This is a genomic window from Paraburkholderia sp. CNPSo 3076, assembly GCF_026343935.1.
Classification (GTDB): domain Bacteria; phylum Pseudomonadota; class Gammaproteobacteria; order Burkholderiales; family Burkholderiaceae; genus Paraburkholderia; species Paraburkholderia nodosa.
In genome coordinates, this window is the sequence record NZ_JAPMAL010000021.1 from 98,711 (window position 1) to 116,926 (window position 18,216).

16 protein-coding genes are annotated in these 18,216 nt (G+C 66.0%); 15 read left to right on the top strand and 1 reads right to left on the bottom strand.

Annotated elements, in window-relative coordinates:
- Positions 1-235: 235 nt before the first annotated feature.
- Both M3A49_RS24500 and M3A49_RS24505 read left to right on the top strand, forming a co-directional pair.
- Positions 236-1,768: a class I adenylate-forming enzyme family protein gene (locus M3A49_RS24500; RefSeq protein WP_266231390.1), complete on the top strand. Its 1,533-nt coding sequence runs from the start codon at positions 236-238 to the stop codon at positions 1,766-1,768.
- Between the two features lie 69 nt (positions 1,769-1,837).
- Positions 1,838-2,995, top strand: a complete 1,158-nt coding sequence (locus M3A49_RS24505) for an acyl-CoA dehydrogenase family protein (RefSeq protein ID WP_266231391.1) — start codon at positions 1,838-1,840, stop codon at positions 2,993-2,995.
- Positions 2,996-3,037: 42 nt separating this feature from the next.
- Here M3A49_RS24505 and M3A49_RS24510 read toward each other — a convergent pair whose 3' ends face one another.
- Positions 3,038-3,940 (bottom strand): LysR substrate-binding domain-containing protein, encoded by a 903-nt coding sequence (locus tag M3A49_RS24510; RefSeq protein WP_266231392.1) that lies wholly within the window; start codon positions 3,938-3,940, stop codon positions 3,038-3,040.
- Between the two features lie 303 nt (positions 3,941-4,243).
- On the opposite strand from M3A49_RS24510, the gene M3A49_RS24515 reads away from it, so the two are divergent.
- The 13 genes from M3A49_RS24515 to M3A49_RS24575 all read left to right on the top strand — a co-directional run bounded on the left by M3A49_RS24515 (position 4,244) and on the right by M3A49_RS24575 (position 18,178).
- The gene (locus tag M3A49_RS24515; protein WP_266231431.1) at positions 4,244-5,149 is read left to right on the top strand and encodes an SDR family NAD(P)-dependent oxidoreductase; all 906 of its coding nucleotides are present in this window, start codon (positions 4,244-4,246) and stop codon (positions 5,147-5,149) included.
- Complete coding sequence (locus M3A49_RS24520; protein ID WP_266231393.1) at positions 5,149-6,441, top strand: acetyl-CoA hydrolase/transferase family protein; 1,293 nt, start codon at positions 5,149-5,151, stop codon at positions 6,439-6,441. Before M3A49_RS24515 ends, M3A49_RS24520 begins: the two co-directional genes overlap by 1 nt.
- A gap of 59 nt (positions 6,442-6,500) precedes the next feature.
- Positions 6,501-7,700 carry an acetyl-CoA C-acetyltransferase gene (locus M3A49_RS24525; RefSeq protein WP_266231394.1) on the top strand — a complete coding sequence of 400 codons (1,200 nt, stop codon included), beginning with the start codon at positions 6,501-6,503 and terminating at the stop codon, positions 7,698-7,700.
- A 45-nt stretch (positions 7,701-7,745) separates the two neighbouring features.
- On the top strand, positions 7,746-8,921 hold the full coding sequence (locus M3A49_RS24530) for a phenylacetate--CoA ligase family protein (protein ID WP_266231395.1): 1,176 nt from the start codon (positions 7,746-7,748) through the stop codon (positions 8,919-8,921).
- On the top strand, positions 8,918-10,054 hold the full coding sequence (locus tag M3A49_RS24535) for a lipoate--protein ligase family protein (protein WP_266231396.1): 1,137 nt from the start codon (positions 8,918-8,920) through the stop codon (positions 10,052-10,054). The genes M3A49_RS24530 and M3A49_RS24535 overlap by 4 nt, the downstream gene beginning before the upstream one ends.
- Positions 10,051-10,842, top strand: a complete 792-nt coding sequence (locus M3A49_RS24540) for an enoyl-CoA hydratase/isomerase family protein (RefSeq protein WP_266231397.1) — start codon at positions 10,051-10,053, stop codon at positions 10,840-10,842. Before M3A49_RS24535 ends, M3A49_RS24540 begins: the two co-directional genes overlap by 4 nt.
- A gap of 21 nt (positions 10,843-10,863) precedes the next feature.
- On the top strand, positions 10,864-11,733 hold the full coding sequence (locus M3A49_RS24545; RefSeq protein WP_266231398.1) for a MaoC/PaaZ C-terminal domain-containing protein: 870 nt from the start codon (positions 10,864-10,866) through the stop codon (positions 11,731-11,733).
- Between the two features lie 32 nt (positions 11,734-11,765).
- Positions 11,766-12,554: a citryl-CoA lyase gene (locus tag M3A49_RS24550; protein WP_266231399.1), complete on the top strand. Its 789-nt coding sequence runs from the start codon at positions 11,766-11,768 to the stop codon at positions 12,552-12,554.
- A 157-nt stretch (positions 12,555-12,711) separates the two neighbouring features.
- The gene (locus tag M3A49_RS24555) at positions 12,712-13,557 is read left to right on the top strand and encodes an FAS1-like dehydratase domain-containing protein (protein WP_266231400.1); all 846 of its coding nucleotides are present in this window, start codon (positions 12,712-12,714) and stop codon (positions 13,555-13,557) included.
- Positions 13,558-13,595: 38 nt separating this feature from the next.
- Positions 13,596-14,759, top strand: a complete 1,164-nt coding sequence (locus tag M3A49_RS24560) for an acyl-CoA dehydrogenase family protein (RefSeq protein WP_266231401.1) — start codon at positions 13,596-13,598, stop codon at positions 14,757-14,759.
- A gap of 15 nt (positions 14,760-14,774) precedes the next feature.
- Entirely contained in the window at positions 14,775-15,953 is a 1,179-nt protein-coding gene (locus M3A49_RS24565; protein WP_266231402.1) for a CaiB/BaiF CoA transferase family protein, read from the top strand.
- A gap of 45 nt (positions 15,954-15,998) precedes the next feature.
- On the top strand, positions 15,999-17,378 hold the full coding sequence (locus M3A49_RS24570) for an MmgE/PrpD family protein (RefSeq protein WP_266231403.1): 1,380 nt from the start codon (positions 15,999-16,001) through the stop codon (positions 17,376-17,378).
- A complete protein-coding gene (locus M3A49_RS24575; RefSeq protein ID WP_266231404.1) occupies positions 17,375-18,178 on the top strand; it encodes an HpcH/HpaI aldolase/citrate lyase family protein in 804 nt (267 codons plus the stop codon). Before M3A49_RS24570 ends, M3A49_RS24575 begins: the two co-directional genes overlap by 4 nt.
- Positions 18,179-18,216: the final 38 nt, after the last annotated feature.

Sequence of the window (18,216 nt, forward strand, 5' to 3'; positions counted from 1 at the left end):
CCTCGCACGCGTCACGCGCGAGCGCTGAGTGCCTCGCGAGCACGCGCCCGGTCGAGACGCTAATCGCCTCGAAGCCCCGGCCATCGGGGTGATTTCCGACTTCTCGGCAGACGAATGCCGGCTTTCTCGAAAACGAATTGTTGGCAGGCCGCGCCTGAACCACACTGATACCTGTCGCGATGCGGCGTGCCACGGCGCGCCGTACGCAGTCAAAGAGCAACGACGGGAGGTGACAGTGGTGAGGCGAGCGGCGCGCAAGATCAGCGATATCGCGCGGCACTGGGCGGAGGCGTCGCCCGAGACCGTGGCGATACGCGAAGAAACAAAGGTGACGAGCTTCGGGCAGCTCTGGAGCGACGTAGGGCAGGCGCAGCGGTTTTTGCGCGAGCAGGGCGTGGACGTGGGCGACCGCGTGCTGATCGTGGCCGAAAACTGCTCGGCCGTGGTGACGCTGCTGTTCGCGCTTGCGGAAATCGGCGCGTGGCCGGCCGTGGTCAATGCGCGGCTCTCGGAGCGCGAGATCGAGACGATCCGCGCGCATTGCGGGCCGCGTCTCATGCTGTTTACGCACGGCGCATCGCCTGACGCGCTGCGTCACGGCGTGCGCTATCGCGCGCGCGAAATCGCGCCCGCCGGGCTCGGCCCGCTGATGATGGCCGCGCCCGACCTCAACGCGGCGCGCGAGGCCGAGGCGCTCGCGCACGAGGTCGCGGTGCTCATCTACACGTCGGGCACGACGGGCCAGCCCAAGGGGGTGATGGCCACGCATCGCGGCCTGCTGCATTTCGCGCATGTCTCGGCGACGTCGCGCGACATGACACAGGCGGACTGCGCGTACGCGGTCATGCCGATGTCGCATATCTTCGGCCTCGCCACGCTGCTGCTCGCCACTTTCGAAGCGGGCGCGAGCCTGCATCTCGCGGCGCGCTTTTCGGCGGAAGAGGTCGTGAAAGCGCTCGGCGCCTCCGAAATCTCCATCCTGCAGGGCGTGCCGACGCTCTTCACGCGCATCGTCGCCTACGTGCGCGAGCACGGCGGCACGGTGCACGCGCCGCGTCTGCGCTACCTATACACGGGCGGCGGTCCGCTCGATCCCACACTCAAGCAGCAGGTCGAAACACTCTTCGGCATGCCGCTGCATCACGGCTACGGCATGACCGAGTACGCGGGCTCGCTCTTCATCACGCGCATGGACCGTCCGCGCAAGGACGTGTCATCGGGCGAAATCGTCGAGGGCGCCGAGTTGCGCGTGGTCGGCCCCGACGGCCACGACGTGCCGCGCGGCGAAGCGGGCGAATTGTGGGTGCGCGGTCCCGGCGTCATGCACGGCTACTATCGCGAGCCAGGCCTGACTGCGGAAGTGCTCGATGCAGAAGGCTGGCTCAAGACCGGCGACCTCGGCCGGCTGGACGCGGACGGCGCGCTCTTCATCGTCGGCCGCTCGAAGGATCTCATCATCCGTTCAGGCTTCAACGTCTATCCGATCGAAGTCGAGTCGGTCATCAACACCTACGCGGCAGTGCGCCAGAGCGCCGTGGTGGGGCGGCGCGACGCCGAAGGCAACGAGGAAGTCGTGGCCTTCGTGGAAGCGAAGGAGGGCGCGACGATCGATGCAGACGACCTTGCCCACTACCTGAGCGAGCGGCTCTCGGCCTACAAGCGCCCCTCGGAGATCGTGACCATCGACATGATTCCGACTACGGCCAGCGGCAAGCTGCAAAAGCAGCCGCTGCGCGAAATGGCCAAACGGGCCGTGCGCGCTCGCTGAGCATTCCCGATTTTCTTTTCCTCACGGGCGGCGTCGTGCCGCCCGATCAACGATTGCAGGGCATACTCCATGATTCGCGACCAGGAAACGATGAACGTTCTGCTCGACAACGTCGCGCGCTTCGTGCGCGAGCGTCTCGTGCCGAACGAAGAACGCGTGGCCGAAACCGATGAAATTCCGGCCGATATCGTCGACGACATGAAGGCCATGGGTCTCTTCGGCCTGACCATCCCGGAGCAGTACGGCGGGCTCGATCTCACGATGGAAGAAGAAGTGCTCGTGATGTTCGAACTCGGCAGGACCTCGCCTGCGTTTCGCTCGATCATCGGCACGACGGTGGGCATCGGCTCGCAGGGCATCGTGATCGACGGCACCGACGAGCAAAAGGCGACGTGGCTGCCGAAGCTTGCGAGCGGCGAGATCATCGCGAGCTTTGCGCTCACGGAACCGGGCGCGGGCTCGGACGCCGCCTCGATCAAGACGCGCGCCGAGCGGCACGGCGACCACTACGTGGTGAACGGCACCAAGCGCTTCATCACGAATGCGCCGCAAGCCGGCATGTTCACGCTGATGGCGCGCACCAATCCCGACGAGCCGCGCGCGGGCGGCGTCACCTCGTTCATCGTCGACGCGAAGACGCCCGGCATCAGCTTCGGCAAGCGCGACAAGAAGATGGGGCAGCGCGGCGCGCATACCTGCGACGTCATCTTCGAGGACGTGAAGGTGCCCGCGGGGAACCTCATCGGCGGTAAGGAAGGCGTGGGGTTCAAGACCGCGATGAAGGTGCTCGACAAGGGGCGCATCCATATCGCGGCGATCTGCGTGGGCGTAGCGCAGCGCATGCTCGACGACGCGCTGCGTTACGCGATGGAGCGTGAGCAGTTCGGCGAGAAGATCGCCGAGTTCCAGCTCGTGCAAGCCATGCTCGCCGATAGCCAGACCGAACTCTACGCGGCGCGCTGCATGGTGCTCGACGCCGCGCGCCGCCGCGACGCCGGCCAGAACGTGAGCACGGAGGCCGCGTGTGCGAAGCTGTTCGCATCCGAGATGTGCGGGCGGGTGGCAGACCGCGCGGTGCAGATCTTCGGCGGCGCTGGCTATATGTCCGACTATGGCATCGAGCGCTTCTACCGCGATGTGCGCATCTTCCGCATCTACGAAGGCACGAGCCAGATCCAGCAGATCGTCATTGCGCGCAACATGATTCGCGCGGCTGGCGGGCGGTAAGCGATCGGGGCGGCGCGCAGCACGCGCGCCGCGTCATGGGTTTTATTCGAGGCGGCCGATGCCGTCGGCCACCAGCAGATCGACGAGCTTGCGCGCGAACAGCGGCAGGGCGTCGCGATCGGCCATGCAGATCTGCAGTTTGCGCACCGCCCACTCGTCGGTGAGCGGCACGATCTTGAGCGACATGGTTTGCGCGTGGCGACGCGCCGTGCCCTCGGGCAGCACGCCAATACCGATGTTCGCCTCGATCATGCGGCACGCGGCTTCGAAATTGCCGATCTGGATGCGCCAGCGTATCGTGCGCTGCAAATCCGACGAGGCGCGCTTGAGAAACGAGAAAATCGCGCTTTCGTCGGGCGGCCCGATGAAGTCGTAGTCGAGCGTATCGGCAAACGCCATCTCGCTCGCTTGCGAAAGCGGGTGGCTCAGTGCGGTGACGAGCACGAGCCGGTCGCGCCGGTAGGGCAGCACTTGCAGTCCCTCCGTGCGCACATTGCCGGCCACGATGCCGATATCGATCGTGCCGTCCTGCACGGCGCGCACGATATCGGGCGAAAGGCGCTCGTGTATGTCCACGTACACGTCGGGATGATTGATGAGGTAGGTGCGCAGCACGGCAGGCAGAAACTCGCTCATCGCCGTGGTGTTCGCAAACACGCGCACATGGCCCTTCACACCCTGCGAATATTCCTGCAGGTCTCCCGTGAGTTGCTCGAGCTGCTTGAGCACGCGGCGCGCGTGCGCGAGCAGCGTCTCGCCGGGGCCCGTTAGCGTGACCCCCTGGCTCGTCCGGCTCAGGAGCTTCACGCCCACTTGTTCTTCGAGATTCTTGATACGCGTGCTCGCCGCGGGCAGCGACAGGTGCGCGCGTTCGGCGCCGCGCGTGAGGCTGCTTGCCTCGGCTACGTGGGTGAAGAGCTTCAGGTCGACGAGATCGAAATGCATGGGTTGACTAGCCGTAACTCCAATGTACGTCAGCTCGTTCGTTCGAGGGATACAAAAAACATGCGGGACGAGCAGACTCCAGGCATTATTGCGCCGCAGCGCAATGCACGCCATTAGCGATAGTACGGGTTAATCCTGGCCGAAACAGGCGTTCGGGATATCCAAATTGTGCAGCCTTGGCCGATGCGTCAAGCTGCAACACGAACGGCACAGCTTGCCGCATAACAAATCCAATCGAATCAAATCGGATCAATGCCCGGCGCAACGCGGGCTGGAGGAGCGAAAACGATGACGACGCAACGAATGCTGGACGGTAAGGTCGTGGTGGTGACGGGATCGGGCGGGGGCATTGGCCGCGATATCGCGCTCATGATGGCGCGCCACGGCGCGAAAGTCGTGGTGAACGACGTGGGCGCCTCGCTCACCGGCGAAGGGCATAACGACGGCCCCGCGCAGGCCGTGGTGAACGAGATCAAGTCGTTCGACGGCCAGGCCACGGCGAACACCGACAGCGTGGCCGATGCCGGCGGCGCCGCCCGCATCGTGCAGAACGCGCTGGACGTGTTCGGCCGTATCGATTGCGTGGTGAACAACGCGGGCATCCTGCGCGACCGCTTCTTCCACAAGATGAGCGAAGAAGAGTGGGACGCCGTACTGAAGGTTCACCTCTACGGCTCTTACTACGTCTCGCGCGCCGCCGCCGACCACTTCAAGGAGCAGCGCAGCGGGGCGTTCGTGCATATGACGTCCACGTCCGGGCTGATCGGCAATCTTGCGCAGGCCAACTACAGCGCGGCGAAGCTCGGCATTGCGGGCCTGTCGAAATCCATCGCGCTCGATCTGGAAAAGTTCGGTGTCCGTTCGAACTGCATCGCGCCGTTCGCCTGGAGCCGCATGATCAACTCGATCAAGATCGATTCGCCGGAACAGGAAGCGCGCGTCGCCAAGATCAAGCAGATGACGCCCGCGAAGATCGCACCGCTCGCCGTCTACCTCGCCAGTGAGCAGGCCGCTGACGTGACGGGCCAGATTTTCGCAGTCCGCAACAACGAAATCTTTCTGATGAGCCAGCCGCGCCCCGTGCGCTCGGTGCATCGCGGCGAAGGCTGGACACCGGAGACGATTGCCGAGCATGCCATGCCGGCGCTGCGAAAATCGTTCCATACGCTCGATGTTTCCGCCGATGTCTTCAGCTGGGACCCCGTCTGATGACGCGCGGCCCGCGCGCGGCGCGCATCGTCGACGCCGCGCAGCTCGATTTCGCGCAGTACGTGCGCCCGGGCGACACGCTCGCGTGGGGCCAGTGCGGAGCCGAGCCGTGCACGCTCACCGCGCTGCTGATGGCGCAGCGCAAGGCGATAGGCGGGCGCTTTCGCGTGTTCGTGGGCGCGTCGTGGTCGGAAACGCTCGAGCCCGCGTATGCCGACTGCGTGGACTTCATGGCCTATGGCGCGTCGGGAACCAACCGGCGCCTCGAACGCGAAGGCGTGCTCGACATTCTTCCGTGTCACTACTCGCAGTTTCGCAGCGCGTTGACCAGCGGTCCGAACCGCATCGACGTGTTGCTGCTGCAAGTTGCCCCCGCGGACGAGGCGGGACGCTACAGCCTCTCGATCGCCCACGAGTATCTCGTGCCGCTGATCGACAGCGCGCGCGTGGTCATTGCGGAGGTGAATGCGGCAGCGCCCTGGACCTACGGCGAGCGCATGTTGCGCGCAGACGATTTCGACGTGCTGATCCATACCGACCGCACGCCGCTGGAAGCGCCGGCCGCGCAGGCCGGCGACATCGAGCGGCGCATCGCGCAGCACGCCGCTTCCCTGATCGAAGACGGCTCGACGATCCAGTTCGGGCTGGGCGCGCTGCCCGAGGCCATCGTCGCGCAGTTGCGCGACCGGCGCGACCTTGGCGTGCATAGCGGCACCATCGGCGACGCCGTGGTCGATCTGATCGAAGCCGGTGTGGTGACGAATGCCCGCAAGGCGCGCGATCGAGGCGTGAGCGTGGCCGGCACGATGATGGGCACGCGCAAGGTCTACGCGCATGCGCACCGCAATGCGCAGATTCAGTTTCGCGCCACGGCCTATACGCACGATATCGACGTGCTCGGCAGCCTCGATCGCTTCGTAGCGATCAACTCGGCGCTCGAAGTCGATTTGACCGGGCAGGTCAATGCGGAGGCCGTCGGCGGCCGCTATGTGGGCGCGGTGGGTGGGGCGCTCGATTTCATGCGCGGCACGGCGCGCTCGCACGGGGGCGTCGCGATCGTCGCGCTCGCATCGAGCACGCGGCATGGCAGCCGCATCGTCGCGCGTCTTTCGGGGCCGGTCAGCACGCCGCGCAGCGACGCGGCGGTGATCGTCACCGAGCACGGCGTGGCGGACCTGCGCGGGCTCACGCTCGCGCAGCGCACCGAGCGCATGCTCGCCATCGCGCCGCCGGAGTGGCGCGAGCAACTGGCAGCGCAACACCATGCGCGGCGGGATGCGATAGCGGTTTGACGGTACGCAGGCGCATGATGCGGCAAACAACAATCAGACAACATGCAAAGGAATACGAAATGAGAAGAGCAGCGATAGTGGCACCCGTACGCACGCCGGTCGGCACGTTCGGCGGCAGCCTGCGCCCTGTTTCCGTCGAGATGCTCGCGGCCGCGGTGCTGCGCGAAACCATCGCGCGCAGCGGCGTGGACCCGGCGCGTATCGAAGACGTGGTCTTCGCGCAATCGTATGCGAACAGCGAAACGCCTTGCATCGGCCGCTGGGCCGCGCTCGAAGCGGGGCTTCCCGTGCAGGTGCCCGGCATGCAGCTCGATCGCCGTTGCGGCGGCGGCCTGCAGGCGGTCGTGACCGCCGCGATGATGGTGCAGAGCGGCGCGGCGGACGTGGTCGTGGCCGGTGGCGTGGAAAGCATGAGCAATATCGAGTACTACACGACCGATATGCGTTGGGGCGCTCGCGCGGGCTCGGTGAAGATGCACGATCGTCTCGAGCGCGGCCGCGAACGCTCGCAGCCCGAAGCGCGCTTCGGCTATATCTCCGGCATGATCGAAACGGCGGAGAACCTCGCGAAGCAATACGGCATTACGCGCGAGGAAGCCGACGCTTACGCTGTGCGCAGCCACCAGCGTGCGGCGGCGGCATGGGAGTCGGGCCGCTTTGCCGAGGAGGTGGTGGCGGTATCGGTGCCGCAACGCAAGGGCGACCCGGTGCTGTTCGCACGCGACGAAGGCGTGCGCGCCGACGCGAGCGAGGCGTCGCTTGCGAAGCTCAAGCCGCTCATGAAAGGCGGCACGGTGACGGCGGGCAACGCAAGCCAGCAGAACGATGCCGCGGCGGCGTGCCTGATCGTCGCCGAAGATCAGCTCGACAAACTGGGCCTCGCGCCGCTTGGCTACCTGACCGGCTGGGCGGCAGCGGGATGCGAGCCCGCGACGATGGGCATCGGCCCGGTGCCGGCGGTGCAAAAGCTGCTGCAAAAGACCGGGCTCAGCTTCGATCAACTCGACCTCGTCGAACTGAACGAGGCCTTCGCGTGCCAGGTGCTCGCCGTGCTCAAGGGCTGGGGCTGGCACGACGAATCGCGGCTGAACGTGAACGGCTCGGGCATTTCGCTCGGTCACCCGATCGGCGCGACCGGCGTGCGCATGCTCACGACCTTGCTTTACGAATTGCAGCGCCGCAAGGGCCGCTATGGCCTCGAAACGATGTGCGTGGGTGGCGGGCAGGGCATCGCGGCTATTTTCGAGCGGGCGGCTTGAGGGCAAACGCTTCGCAGCCCTACTGAACACAAAAAGGAGGAGACGATGCTCGATGCACTCAACGCGCAGCTCTCGCGGCTGCAAACGCACCCGTTCTATGCGGGACGCCTGCCGGGTAGCGTCGCGAGCGCGGCGCAGTTCGCCGAGCGCGTGCCGCTCATGACGCGCGCCGAACTGGTGGCCGAGATGAATCGCCCGGGCTACGGCGCGTTTGCGCCTGCCGTGCCGCCGGTTCGCGTGCACCTCACGCCGATGGGCGCGTCGCTCGTGCCGATCCTGCAGAGCGCGGCCGATCTGCGCGCGATCGAAGCCGCGTGCGGCCAGCATCTGGACGCGTGCGACGTCGGTCCCGGCGACGTGTGCATGGTGACGTTCGGTTATCACCTCTTCGTTGCGGGGCTTTTCTATCAGACCCAGATGGAAGCGCGCGGCGTGGCGTGCATACCGCATGGTCCCGGTGAGACCGAGCGCGCGGCGCGCGTTGCGCGGCAATGCGGCGTGACGGTGCTGGCCGGCAATCCGTCGCACGCGCTCAAGCTCATCGAAGCGGGGTGCCCCGTGCCGCGTGTGTTCTTCGCGGGCGGCGAGGCGTTCACGGGCAACGCCGCGCTTTACGCACGCGTGCGCGAAGCGATGCCGGGCACGTTGCTGATCGACAGTTACTCGCTTTCCGAATGCCTGCCCGTGGCGCGTACGTTCCCCGGTGGTACGGGTGTGCATGTGTTCGATGAACTTCTGTACGCCGAAGTCATCGACCCGGACACCGGCATGCCGGTTGCCGAGGGCGAACGTGGCGAACTCGTGCTCACTCATCTGCAGAAGGAACTGCAGCCGCTCGTGCGCTACCGCACCGGCGACCTCACCGTGCTCGAGCGCACCGCGCCCGTGCATGGGCGCTCGGTGTCGTTGCCGCGCGTGGTGTTCGGCCGCGCCGATTCGATGGTGAAGATCAAGGGTGTGAAGGTCTACCCATCCGAGTTGAAGACGGTGCTGCTGGGCGTAGAGGGCGCGACGGGTGGGTATCGGCTCGTGGTCGGCACAAAGGCTCATGGCGGCGACCATCTCAGGCTGCAGGTGGAAGGGGAGGTGCAGGGCGGCGCGATCGAGACCATAGCGGAGCGCTTCAAGCGCCAGACGCTGATACACGCGGACGCCATCGAGACGGTCGCGAAACTCGAAGGCGCAGCCCTCGTAGAAGATCAACGGAGAGAGACGACATGAATGCAAGCGCAACGCATACCCCAACCCCGTGGCGCCTCGTCGTAGGCGGCCACAGCTACGCGGACTTTTCGATTTCGGTGTCGCCGGCCGTCGAGCGCGCGGTGGCCGAGAATCTCGCGCCGCCCACGGTCTATCTGAACGTCTTCAACGAAGACAGCATCACCGTAGGCGTGAACGAAGACCCGAACCAGGTGCTCGACCTGCCGTTCTGCCGCGACAACAACGTGCTAGCGCGGCGGCGCGTGAGCGGCGGCGGCGCGATCTACGCAGGGCGCGGTTCGGCATTTCTCGCGTTCTATCTGCCGATCGGTCTGCCCGGCGTGCCGCAAACGGCGGCGCAGGCGTTTCCCACGATACTCGGCCACGTCGCCGAAGCGCTGCGCGATGTGTTCGGCCTGCAGGCCGCCTACCGACCGCTGAACGACGTCGAGATCGACGGACGCAAGCTCGTGGCCACGTCACTCAAGATCGAAGGCGGGGTGCTGACGTTCCGCATTCTGCTGAACGTGAAGGCGATCGACACGGCGATCGCGGCGCGCGCCATGCCCATGGCGCCCGAGAAGGTCAAGGACAAGAAGCACAAGGATCTCGGCTCGCGCTACACGTACCTGGAGCAGGAACTCGGCCGCAAGGTGAACGCCGATGAGTTGACTGCCTGGGTCACGGCCTGCGTTCGCCGCGCGTTCGGCGAAATGGCGCTCGAGTCCGGCGCACTGGGCAGCGAAGAACTCGTTTTCGCCCAGCAGTACGAGCGCGAACTGCACGAGGAAAGGTGGTTCCATGAAAAAAGCGAGGCCACGCGCTACAGCCCGGTCACCCTGACGGGCGACCGTATCGTGCGCGGACGCGAAAAGGCGCCGGCCGGGCTGATCTGGCTGAGCCTGCTCGTGCGTGACGGCACGGTGGTCAAAGCGATCGTCAATGGCGACTGGCACCCGCGTCCGCTGGCCTCGGTCGCCTGGCTCGAAGACGGCTTCACGGGACTCGCCGCCACGCGCGAGGCGTGCGCGGCGCATATCGAGGCATTTCTCGCACGGCCCGACGTGGAATTCGCCGGCGTCGAGCCTGTGCATCTCATCACGGCGCTCGACAAGGCGCTCGCAGAACTCGCAAGCGCCGGGGTGAGCGCATGAGCGAAAAAACGGTGCTGGTTGAACAGCACGCGGGCGTCGCGACGCTCACGTTCAATCGTCCGGAGGCGAAGAACGCGCTCAACGGCGAGATGCGGGTGGAATTGCTCGAAGCCGTGCAGCGCATACGTGCCGACCGCAGCGTGCGTGCGGTCATTTTGCGCGGCGCGGGCAATGACTTCTGCTCGGGCGGCGACGTGCGCGGCATGAACGTGACGAGCGCCGAAGCGGGACGCGACCGGATCGACGACCTGCATGGCTGGGTGAGCACGCTGATCGATCTCGACCGCCCGGTGATCGCGGCCGTGGATGGGGTGTGCTACGGCGCGGGCTTCAGCTTCGCACTCGCCGCCGATTTCGTGATTGCCAGCACGCGGGCGCGCTTTTGCATGCCTTTCATGAAAGTCGGTCTCGTGCCCGATTGCGGGGCGTTCTATACGCTGCCGCGCGTGGTGGGTCTCGCGCGCGCCAAGGATCTCGTCTTTACGGCGCGCGAAATACGCGCCGCGGAAGCGAAGGAGATCGGCGCGGTGCTCGAAGTCGTCGAGCCCGAACAGCTTCATGCGCGCGCCGCGCAGGTCGCGGCCAGCCTCGCGGCGGCATCGCCCATTGCGTTCGGTCTGGCCAAGCGCGCGTTGAATCAGTCGCTTGGCAGCGACCTGCGCGCGATGCTCGAAATCGAGTCGGCGGCGCAGGGCATTGCGTTCACGACCGAATTCCATCGGGAAGCCGTGCAGCGCTTTCGCGAGAAGGCCGAGCCGCTCTTCAAGTGGCCCGCCGCCGAGGCTTGAACTTTCATTGAACGCACTGCCATGACGATCGACTATCAGACCCTGCGCAACTGGCCGTTCGAGGACGTCGAGCAGACCTATACCGCGCGCGACGCCATGCTCTACAGCCTCGCCGTGGGATACGGCGCCAATCCCGTTGATCCGGACGACCTGACATTCGTCTACGAAAAGGAATTGCGCGTGCCGCCGACGCTTGCCGTCGTGCTCGGCTTTCCCGGCTTCTGGGCGCGCGACCCGCGCTCGGGCATCGACTGGGTGCGGCTATTGCACGGCGAGCAGAGCCTCGTGATGCACAAGCCGCTGCCGTCGGCCGCGACGGTGATCGGCCGCTCGCGCATCACGCGCGTGGTCGACAAAGGCGCAGGCAAGGGCGCGCTGCTCGAAATCCAGCGTAGCATTACCGACAAGGCAAGCGGCGAACTGTATGCCACCGTCACGCAGCTCACGTTCTGCCGTGGCGACGGCGGCTTCAGTGCGAACGGCGGCTTGAGCGATGAAGCCCCCGCGCCGCCACCGCCGATGCCCGAGCGCGTGCCCGATCATCATTGCGATCTGCCTACGCGCCCGGAAACGGCGCTGATTTATCGTCTATGCGGTGACGACAACGCGTTGCATGCCGACCCGCAGGTCGCGCGCGCGGCGGGTTTCGAGCGGCCTATCCTGCACGGGCTCGCCACGTGGGGCGTGGCTGCGCACGCCGTGCTCAAGACGCTGTGCGCAAGCGACCCGCAACGCCTGGCGGCCTTTCACGCGCGCTTTACCGCGCCTGTTTATCCGGGCGAAACGATCCGCACCGAGATGTGGCGAGACGGCAGCGAGGTGAGGTTTCGCGCGCGCGTGCTGGAACGCGACGTGCTGGTGCTCAACCAAGGCCGCGCGCAATTGCGCTGAACGCTATTCTGTATAACGAAGGAATCAAGACTATGGCCCGTCAACCGAAACCGCTCGTGCGCTCCGATATCGCGTACAGCACGCCCGATCGTATTGTCGTGCGCGGCAAGAGTCTGCCCGACGAAGTGCTCGGCCACATGAACCTCGGCGACTTCGCGTTTCTGCAACTCACGGGCAAGGCGGCCACGCCGCAGCAGTCCGCGATGTTCAATGCGATCGTCATCACGCTGGTCGAGCACGGCATGACGCCGAGCGCCATCGCAGCGCGCATGACCTATGCGGGCGCCCCCGAGTCGCTGCAGGCGGCTGTCGCAGCGGGGCTATGCGGGCTCGGCTCGGTGTTCGTCGGCAGCATGGAAGGCGCATGCCGCATGCTATCCGAAACGCTGCCTTATGACGGCCAGTGCGACGACCTGGGGAGACTCGCAGTCGATACCGTCGCCGCATGGCGCGCGCGTGGTACGCCGATTCCAGGGCTCGGTCATCCGCTGCACAAGCCCATCGATCCCCGTACGCCGCGCCTTTTCGAACTGGCCGCGCAAAACGACATGTCGGGGCGCTATGTGAAGCTCATGCAACTCATTGGCGCAGAAGCGGAGCGTGCATCGGGTAAAGCACTGCCGATCAATGCGACGGGTGCAATCGGCGCGATCTGCTGCGAATTCGGCTTCCCGTGGCGCATCGTGCGCGGCTTCGGCGTGATGGCGCGCGCGATTGGCCTGGTGGGTCATCTGCTCGAAGAAGGCGAGCGCCCCATGTCGTTCGAGTTGTGGCAGCGTGTGGAAGACGAAGCCTCCGCCCATCTGCGCGGCGAAGTGTGAAGCCGGCGCGCGGCCCGGGTTGAAAGCTGCGTGCAAGTCTCGGGCAGCAATGGTCGGGGGATTAACGAAAGCGAAAGGGCTGATTCGGCAAAGGCAACTTCGCGAAACGATGTGAGCCGTTCATAGTATGGCCCTGATCTCGCAACGGAGAATTGCCATGCCGGAATCGCAAGCGCCAACGCTCAGTGCGTGGCTCGACAAGACCGAAACGCTCACCGACGACATCACCGCGTTTCCGCTGCGCGCGCTCGCGGCCACACTCGATCGCGAAGCCCCCGATAGCGCCGTGCCGCCACTGTGGCACTGGCTCTATTTTCTGCCTGTCTCGCCGCTCGCGGAAGCGGGTCCGGATGGCCACCCGAAACGCGGCGGCTTCCTGCCGCCGGTCGAACTGCCGCGCCGCATGTGGGCGGGCGGACGCTTGACCTTTCATGCGTCGCTGCGCGCGGGCAGCGAGGCCGCGCGCACTTCCACCATCGCGAACATCGAGGACAAGACCGGCCGCAGCGGCCGCCTCGTGTTCGTGACCGTGCAGCATCGCTACGAGAGCGGCGGGGCGCTGTGCATCGAGGAAGAGCACGACATCGTCTATCGCGACGCGCCGCAGCCCGGCGCGAGCGCGCCCAAGCCGGTCGCAGCTCCTCAAGGCGAGACATGGTCGCGAACGCTCACCGCCAGCGCGCTCATGCTGTTCCGCTATTCGGCGCTGACCTTCAACGGTCATCGCATTCACTACGACTTCCCGTACGTCACGCAAGAAGAGGGCTATCCGGGCCTCGTCGTGCACGGCCCGCTCATCGCCACACTGCTGCTCGACCTCGTGCACCGTGAGCGGCCCGACGCCACGATCGCAACGTTTGCGTTTCGCGCGGTGCGGCCCACGTTCGCGGGCGACGCGTTCACGGTGTGCGGCAAGCTCGCCGACGACGCGCGCTCGGTCGAACTCTGGGCGAAAGACCACGACGGCTATCTGACGATGCAGGCCACCGCCACGCTGGCCTGAGCGGCAACACGACTATTCAAAGCGAATTCATATCGATCATGCAAACCACGCAACAAGATTCGTTTCAGGACATCCGCGAAGCCGTGCGCGATCTGTGCCAGCAGTTCTCCGGTGAGTATTTCCGCAAGATCGACGAGGCGCGCGGCTATCCCGAAGCATTCGTCGATGCGCTCACGAAAGCCGGCTGGCTCGCCGCGTTGATTCCTCAGGAGTACGGCGGATCGGGTCTGGGCCTGACCGAAGCCTCGGTCATCATGGAAGAGATCAACCGCTCGGGCGGCAACTCGGGCGTTTGCCACGGCCAGATGTACAACATGGGCACGCTGCTGCGCCACGGCTCGGCCGAGCAAAAGCGTAAGTACCTGCCGAAGATCGCGAGCGGCGAACTGCGCTTGCAATCGATGGGCGTGACCGAGCCCACCACGGGCACCGATACCACGAAGATCAAGACCACGGCGTTACGCAAGGGCGACCGCTACGTGATCAACGGCCAAAAGGTGTGGATTTCGCGCGTGCAGCATTCGGATCTCATGATCCTGCTTGCGCGCACCACGCCGCTCGCCGATGTGAAGAAGAAGTCCGAAGGCATGTCGATTTTCGTGGTGGACTTGCGCGAGGCGATCGGCAACGGCCTCACCGTGCAGCCGATTCTCAACATGGTCAATCACGAGACCAACGAACTCTTCTTCGATAACCTCGAAATTCCGGCGGAAAACCTGATCGGCGAGGAGGGGATGGGCTTCAAGTACATCCTCGACGGCCTGAACGCCGAGCGCACGCTCATCGCGGCAGAATGTATCGGCGACGGCTACTGGTTCATCGACAAGGTGAGCGCCTACGCCAAGGAGCGCATCGTGTTCGGGCGGCCGATCGGCCAGAACCAGGGCGTGCAGTTTCCCATCGCGCGCGCGTTCGTCAACGTCGAAGCCGCGAGCCTGATGCGCTTCGAGGCCGCACGTCGCTTCGACGCGCACGAGGCCTGCGGCGCGCAGGCCAACATGGCGAAGCTGCTCGCCGCCGACGCTTCGTGGGAAGCCGCGAATGCATGCCTGCAATTCCACGGCGGTTTTGGGTTCGCCTGTGAGTACGATGTGGAGCGCAAGTTCCGCGAGACGCGCCTCTATCAGGTTGCGCCGATCTCGACCAACCTGATCCTGTCGTACGTGGCGGAGCATGTGCTCGGCCTGCCGCGTTCGTTCTGACCGGAGGCGCGCGCCATGAGACCACTCGACGGTATCAAGGTCGTCACGCTCGAACACGCGATCGCCGCGCCCTTCTGCACGCGCCAGCTTGCCGATCTCGGCGCGCGCGTGATCAAGATCGAGCGGCCTGGCGTCGGGGACTTCGCGCGCGGCTATGACGAACGCGTGCATGGACTGGCATCGCACTTCGTGTGGACGAACCGCTCGAAGGAAAGCCTCTCGCTCGACGTCAAGCACAAGGAGGCTGCGCCGATCCTCGACGCGCTGCTAGCCGACGCCGACGTGCTCGTACAGAATCTCGCGCCAGGCGCTGCGGCTCGACTCGGGCTGAGCTACGAGGCGCTGAGTGAGCGCTACCCGAAGCTGATCGTGTGCGACATCTCCGGTTACGGCGACGACGGTCCTTACCGCGAGCGCAAGGCTTATGACCTGCTGATCCAGAGCGAATCGGGCTTTCTCTCCATCACGGGGTCACACGGCGAGCCCGCGAAGGCGGGCTGCTCGATCGCCGACATCGCCGCAGGCATGTATGCCTACTCGAACATCCTGAGCGCATTGCTGATGCGCGGCCGCACCGGACGCGGCTGCCGCATCGACGTTTCGATGCTGGAGAGCATGGTGGAGTGGATGGGCTATCCGCTCTACTACGCGATCGACGGGCAAACGCCGCCGCCGCTCGCAGGCGCCTCGCACGCGACGATCTATCCGTATGGGCCGTTTCCAGCCGCTGACGGCAAGTCGGTGATGCTCGGCTTGCAGAACGATCGCGAATGGAAGCTCTTTTGCGAGCATGTGCTGCTGCAGCCCGAACTGGCCATCGATGAACGCTTTGCTGCGAACTCCCAGCGTTCCGCGCGCCGTGCGGAACTGCGCGAGCTGATCGTCGAGGCGTTTTCGAAGCTGACAGCGGCACAGGTCATCGAACGGCTCGACCGCGCCGGCATTGCCAACGCCCAGATGAACACGATGGCCGATGTGTGGGCGCATCCGCAACTGCAGGCGCGCGAGCGCTGGCGCGAGGTGCAGACGTCGGTGGGGACCGTTCCGGCGCTGTTGCCGCCGGGCGCACCCTCTGCATTCGATGCGCGCATGGATGCGGTGCCCGCGCTCGGTCAGCATACCGAATCCATTTTGCGTGAGCTTGGCTACGACGCGACGCGCATCGGTGCGCTGCGCGAAGCCGGGGCTATCTGATCGCGCCTGGCGCCTCGCAAACCGACTTCACTGAACTACGCTGCCATGACAGGTCATCCCAGCCGCGCACTCGCGGCGTTTGCCTCACAACTGCGCTTCGATTCGATCCCGACTTACGTGGTCGAGCGCACCGTCAATCTCTACGTGGACTGGCTCGGCTCCGCGCTGGGCGGCAAGGGCGCGCGCCCGGTCGAGACGATTGCGCGCTTTGCCCGCACCGCCCGCGGCGCGCCCGAGGCCCAAGGCCCGTGCGATGTCATCATCGATCGCACTCGTACCACGGCGTATTTCGCCGCCATGACCAACGGCGCCGCTTCGCATTTCGTCGAGCAGGACGACGTGCACAACGGCTCGGTGCTGCATCCGGCCACCGTCGTGTTTCCGGTGACGCTGGCGCTCGCGCAGGCGCTGGGCGCCTCGGGGCAGGAGTTCATGGCGGCCTCGGTGGCGGGTTACGAAGTGGGCATCCGCGTCGGCGAATTCATGGGTCGCTCGCACTACAGGATATTTCACACCACGGGCACCGTGGGCACGGTCGCGGCTGCGGCCGCGGCGGGCCGTCTGCTCAAGCTCACGCCCGAGCAGATGCTCGACGCGTTCGGGTCGGCAGGCACGCAGGCGAGCGGCTTATGGGAGTTCCTGCGCGACGCGGCCGATTCGAAGCAACTGCACACGGCCATGGCGGCTGCGAACGGCTTGATGGCCGCCCAGCTCGCAGCGGCCGGACTTCGTGGCGCGCAGCGCATTCTCGAAGGCGCGCAGGGCATGGCGGCCGGCATGTCGAGCGACGCCGATCCCACGAAGCTGGTCGATCGCCTGGGCGAGCGTTGGGCCACGGTCGAAACGTCGTTCAAGTATCACGCGGCGTGCCGTCACACGCATCCGGCCGCCGACGCGCTGCTGTCCGTGATCGACGCGCACGGCCTGAGTCCCGACGATATCGCGAGCGTAACGGCGCACGTGCATCAAGGCGCCATCGACGTGCTCGGCAGCGTGGTCGTGCCGAGCACCGTTCATCAGGCGAAATTCAACATGGGGACGGTGCTGGGCCTCGTCGCATACCGCGGCTATGCGGGCGTGAACGAGTTCGAGCGCGACTACTCGGCGGCCGATATCGCGGCGTTTCGCGAACGCGTGACGATGGCGCTCGACGAGGAAGTGGACCGCGCGTATCCCGCGCGCTGGATCGGCAAGGTGAGCGTGACGACGCGCGACGGCCGCACGTTGCAGGGCCGCGTGGACGAGCCGAAGGGCGACCCGGGCAATACGCTCTCGCGCGAGGAGATCGCAGCGAAGTTCGTGCGACTCGCGGCATTCTCGGGCGCCGCGAGCGAGAGCGAAGCGCAGCGCCTGCTCGACGCGGCGTGGGGCATTGCCGAAGCGCAGCGCGTGAGCACGCTGTTCGGCGAAGGGGCGAGTGTATGAGCGCCGCGCTTTCCCGCTCGTATCTCTTCGTGCCGGGCAACCGGCCCGAGCGCTTCGAGAAGGCGCGCGGCGCAGGGGCGGACGCCGTGATCCTCGATCTGGAAGATGCGGTTCCGCCTACGGAAAAGGGCGCGGCGCGCGACGCCGTGCTTGCGGCGCTGGACGCCGCGCGCCCCGTGTGGGTGCGCGTGAACGGCACCGACACACCCTGGTTCGCCGATGACGCCGCCGCGCTCGCGGGGCATGCAGGCGTGGCCGGCATCATGTTGCCGAAGGCGGAGAGCGCGGAGCAGGCCGCGGCGGTGCGCTCGGGTGCGCACGGCACGCTGCACGTGTTGCCGATCGTGGAAACCGCGCGCGGCATCGCGGGCCTGAATGCGCTGTGTAACGCGCAAGGCGTGCTGCGCGTGGCGTTCGGCACGCTCGATTTTCAGGTGGATATGGGCATCGACGGCGACGGCGAGGAACTCGACGCGTTTCGCTCGCAGATCGTGCTGGCCTCGCGGCTTGCGGGCATTGCGGCGCCCGTGGACGGCGTTTCGACCGTCTTCGACGATGCCGATGGGCTCGAGCGTGAAGCGCGGCGCGGGCGGCGCTTCGGCTACGGCGGCAAGCTATGCATTCATCCGAAGCAGATCGAGCCCGTGCATCGCGCCTACGCATGGACCGAGGCGGAGCGCGCATGGGCGCAGCGCGTGCTCGATGCAGTGCAGGCGAGTGGCGGGGCGGCAGTGGCGCTCGACGGCAAGATGGTGGACATGCCGGTGATCCTCAAAGCGCAGCGGATTCTGGGTGTTTAAACGCTGGCCGAGGTCGTTGTAACTGCTGCGAAGAAGTC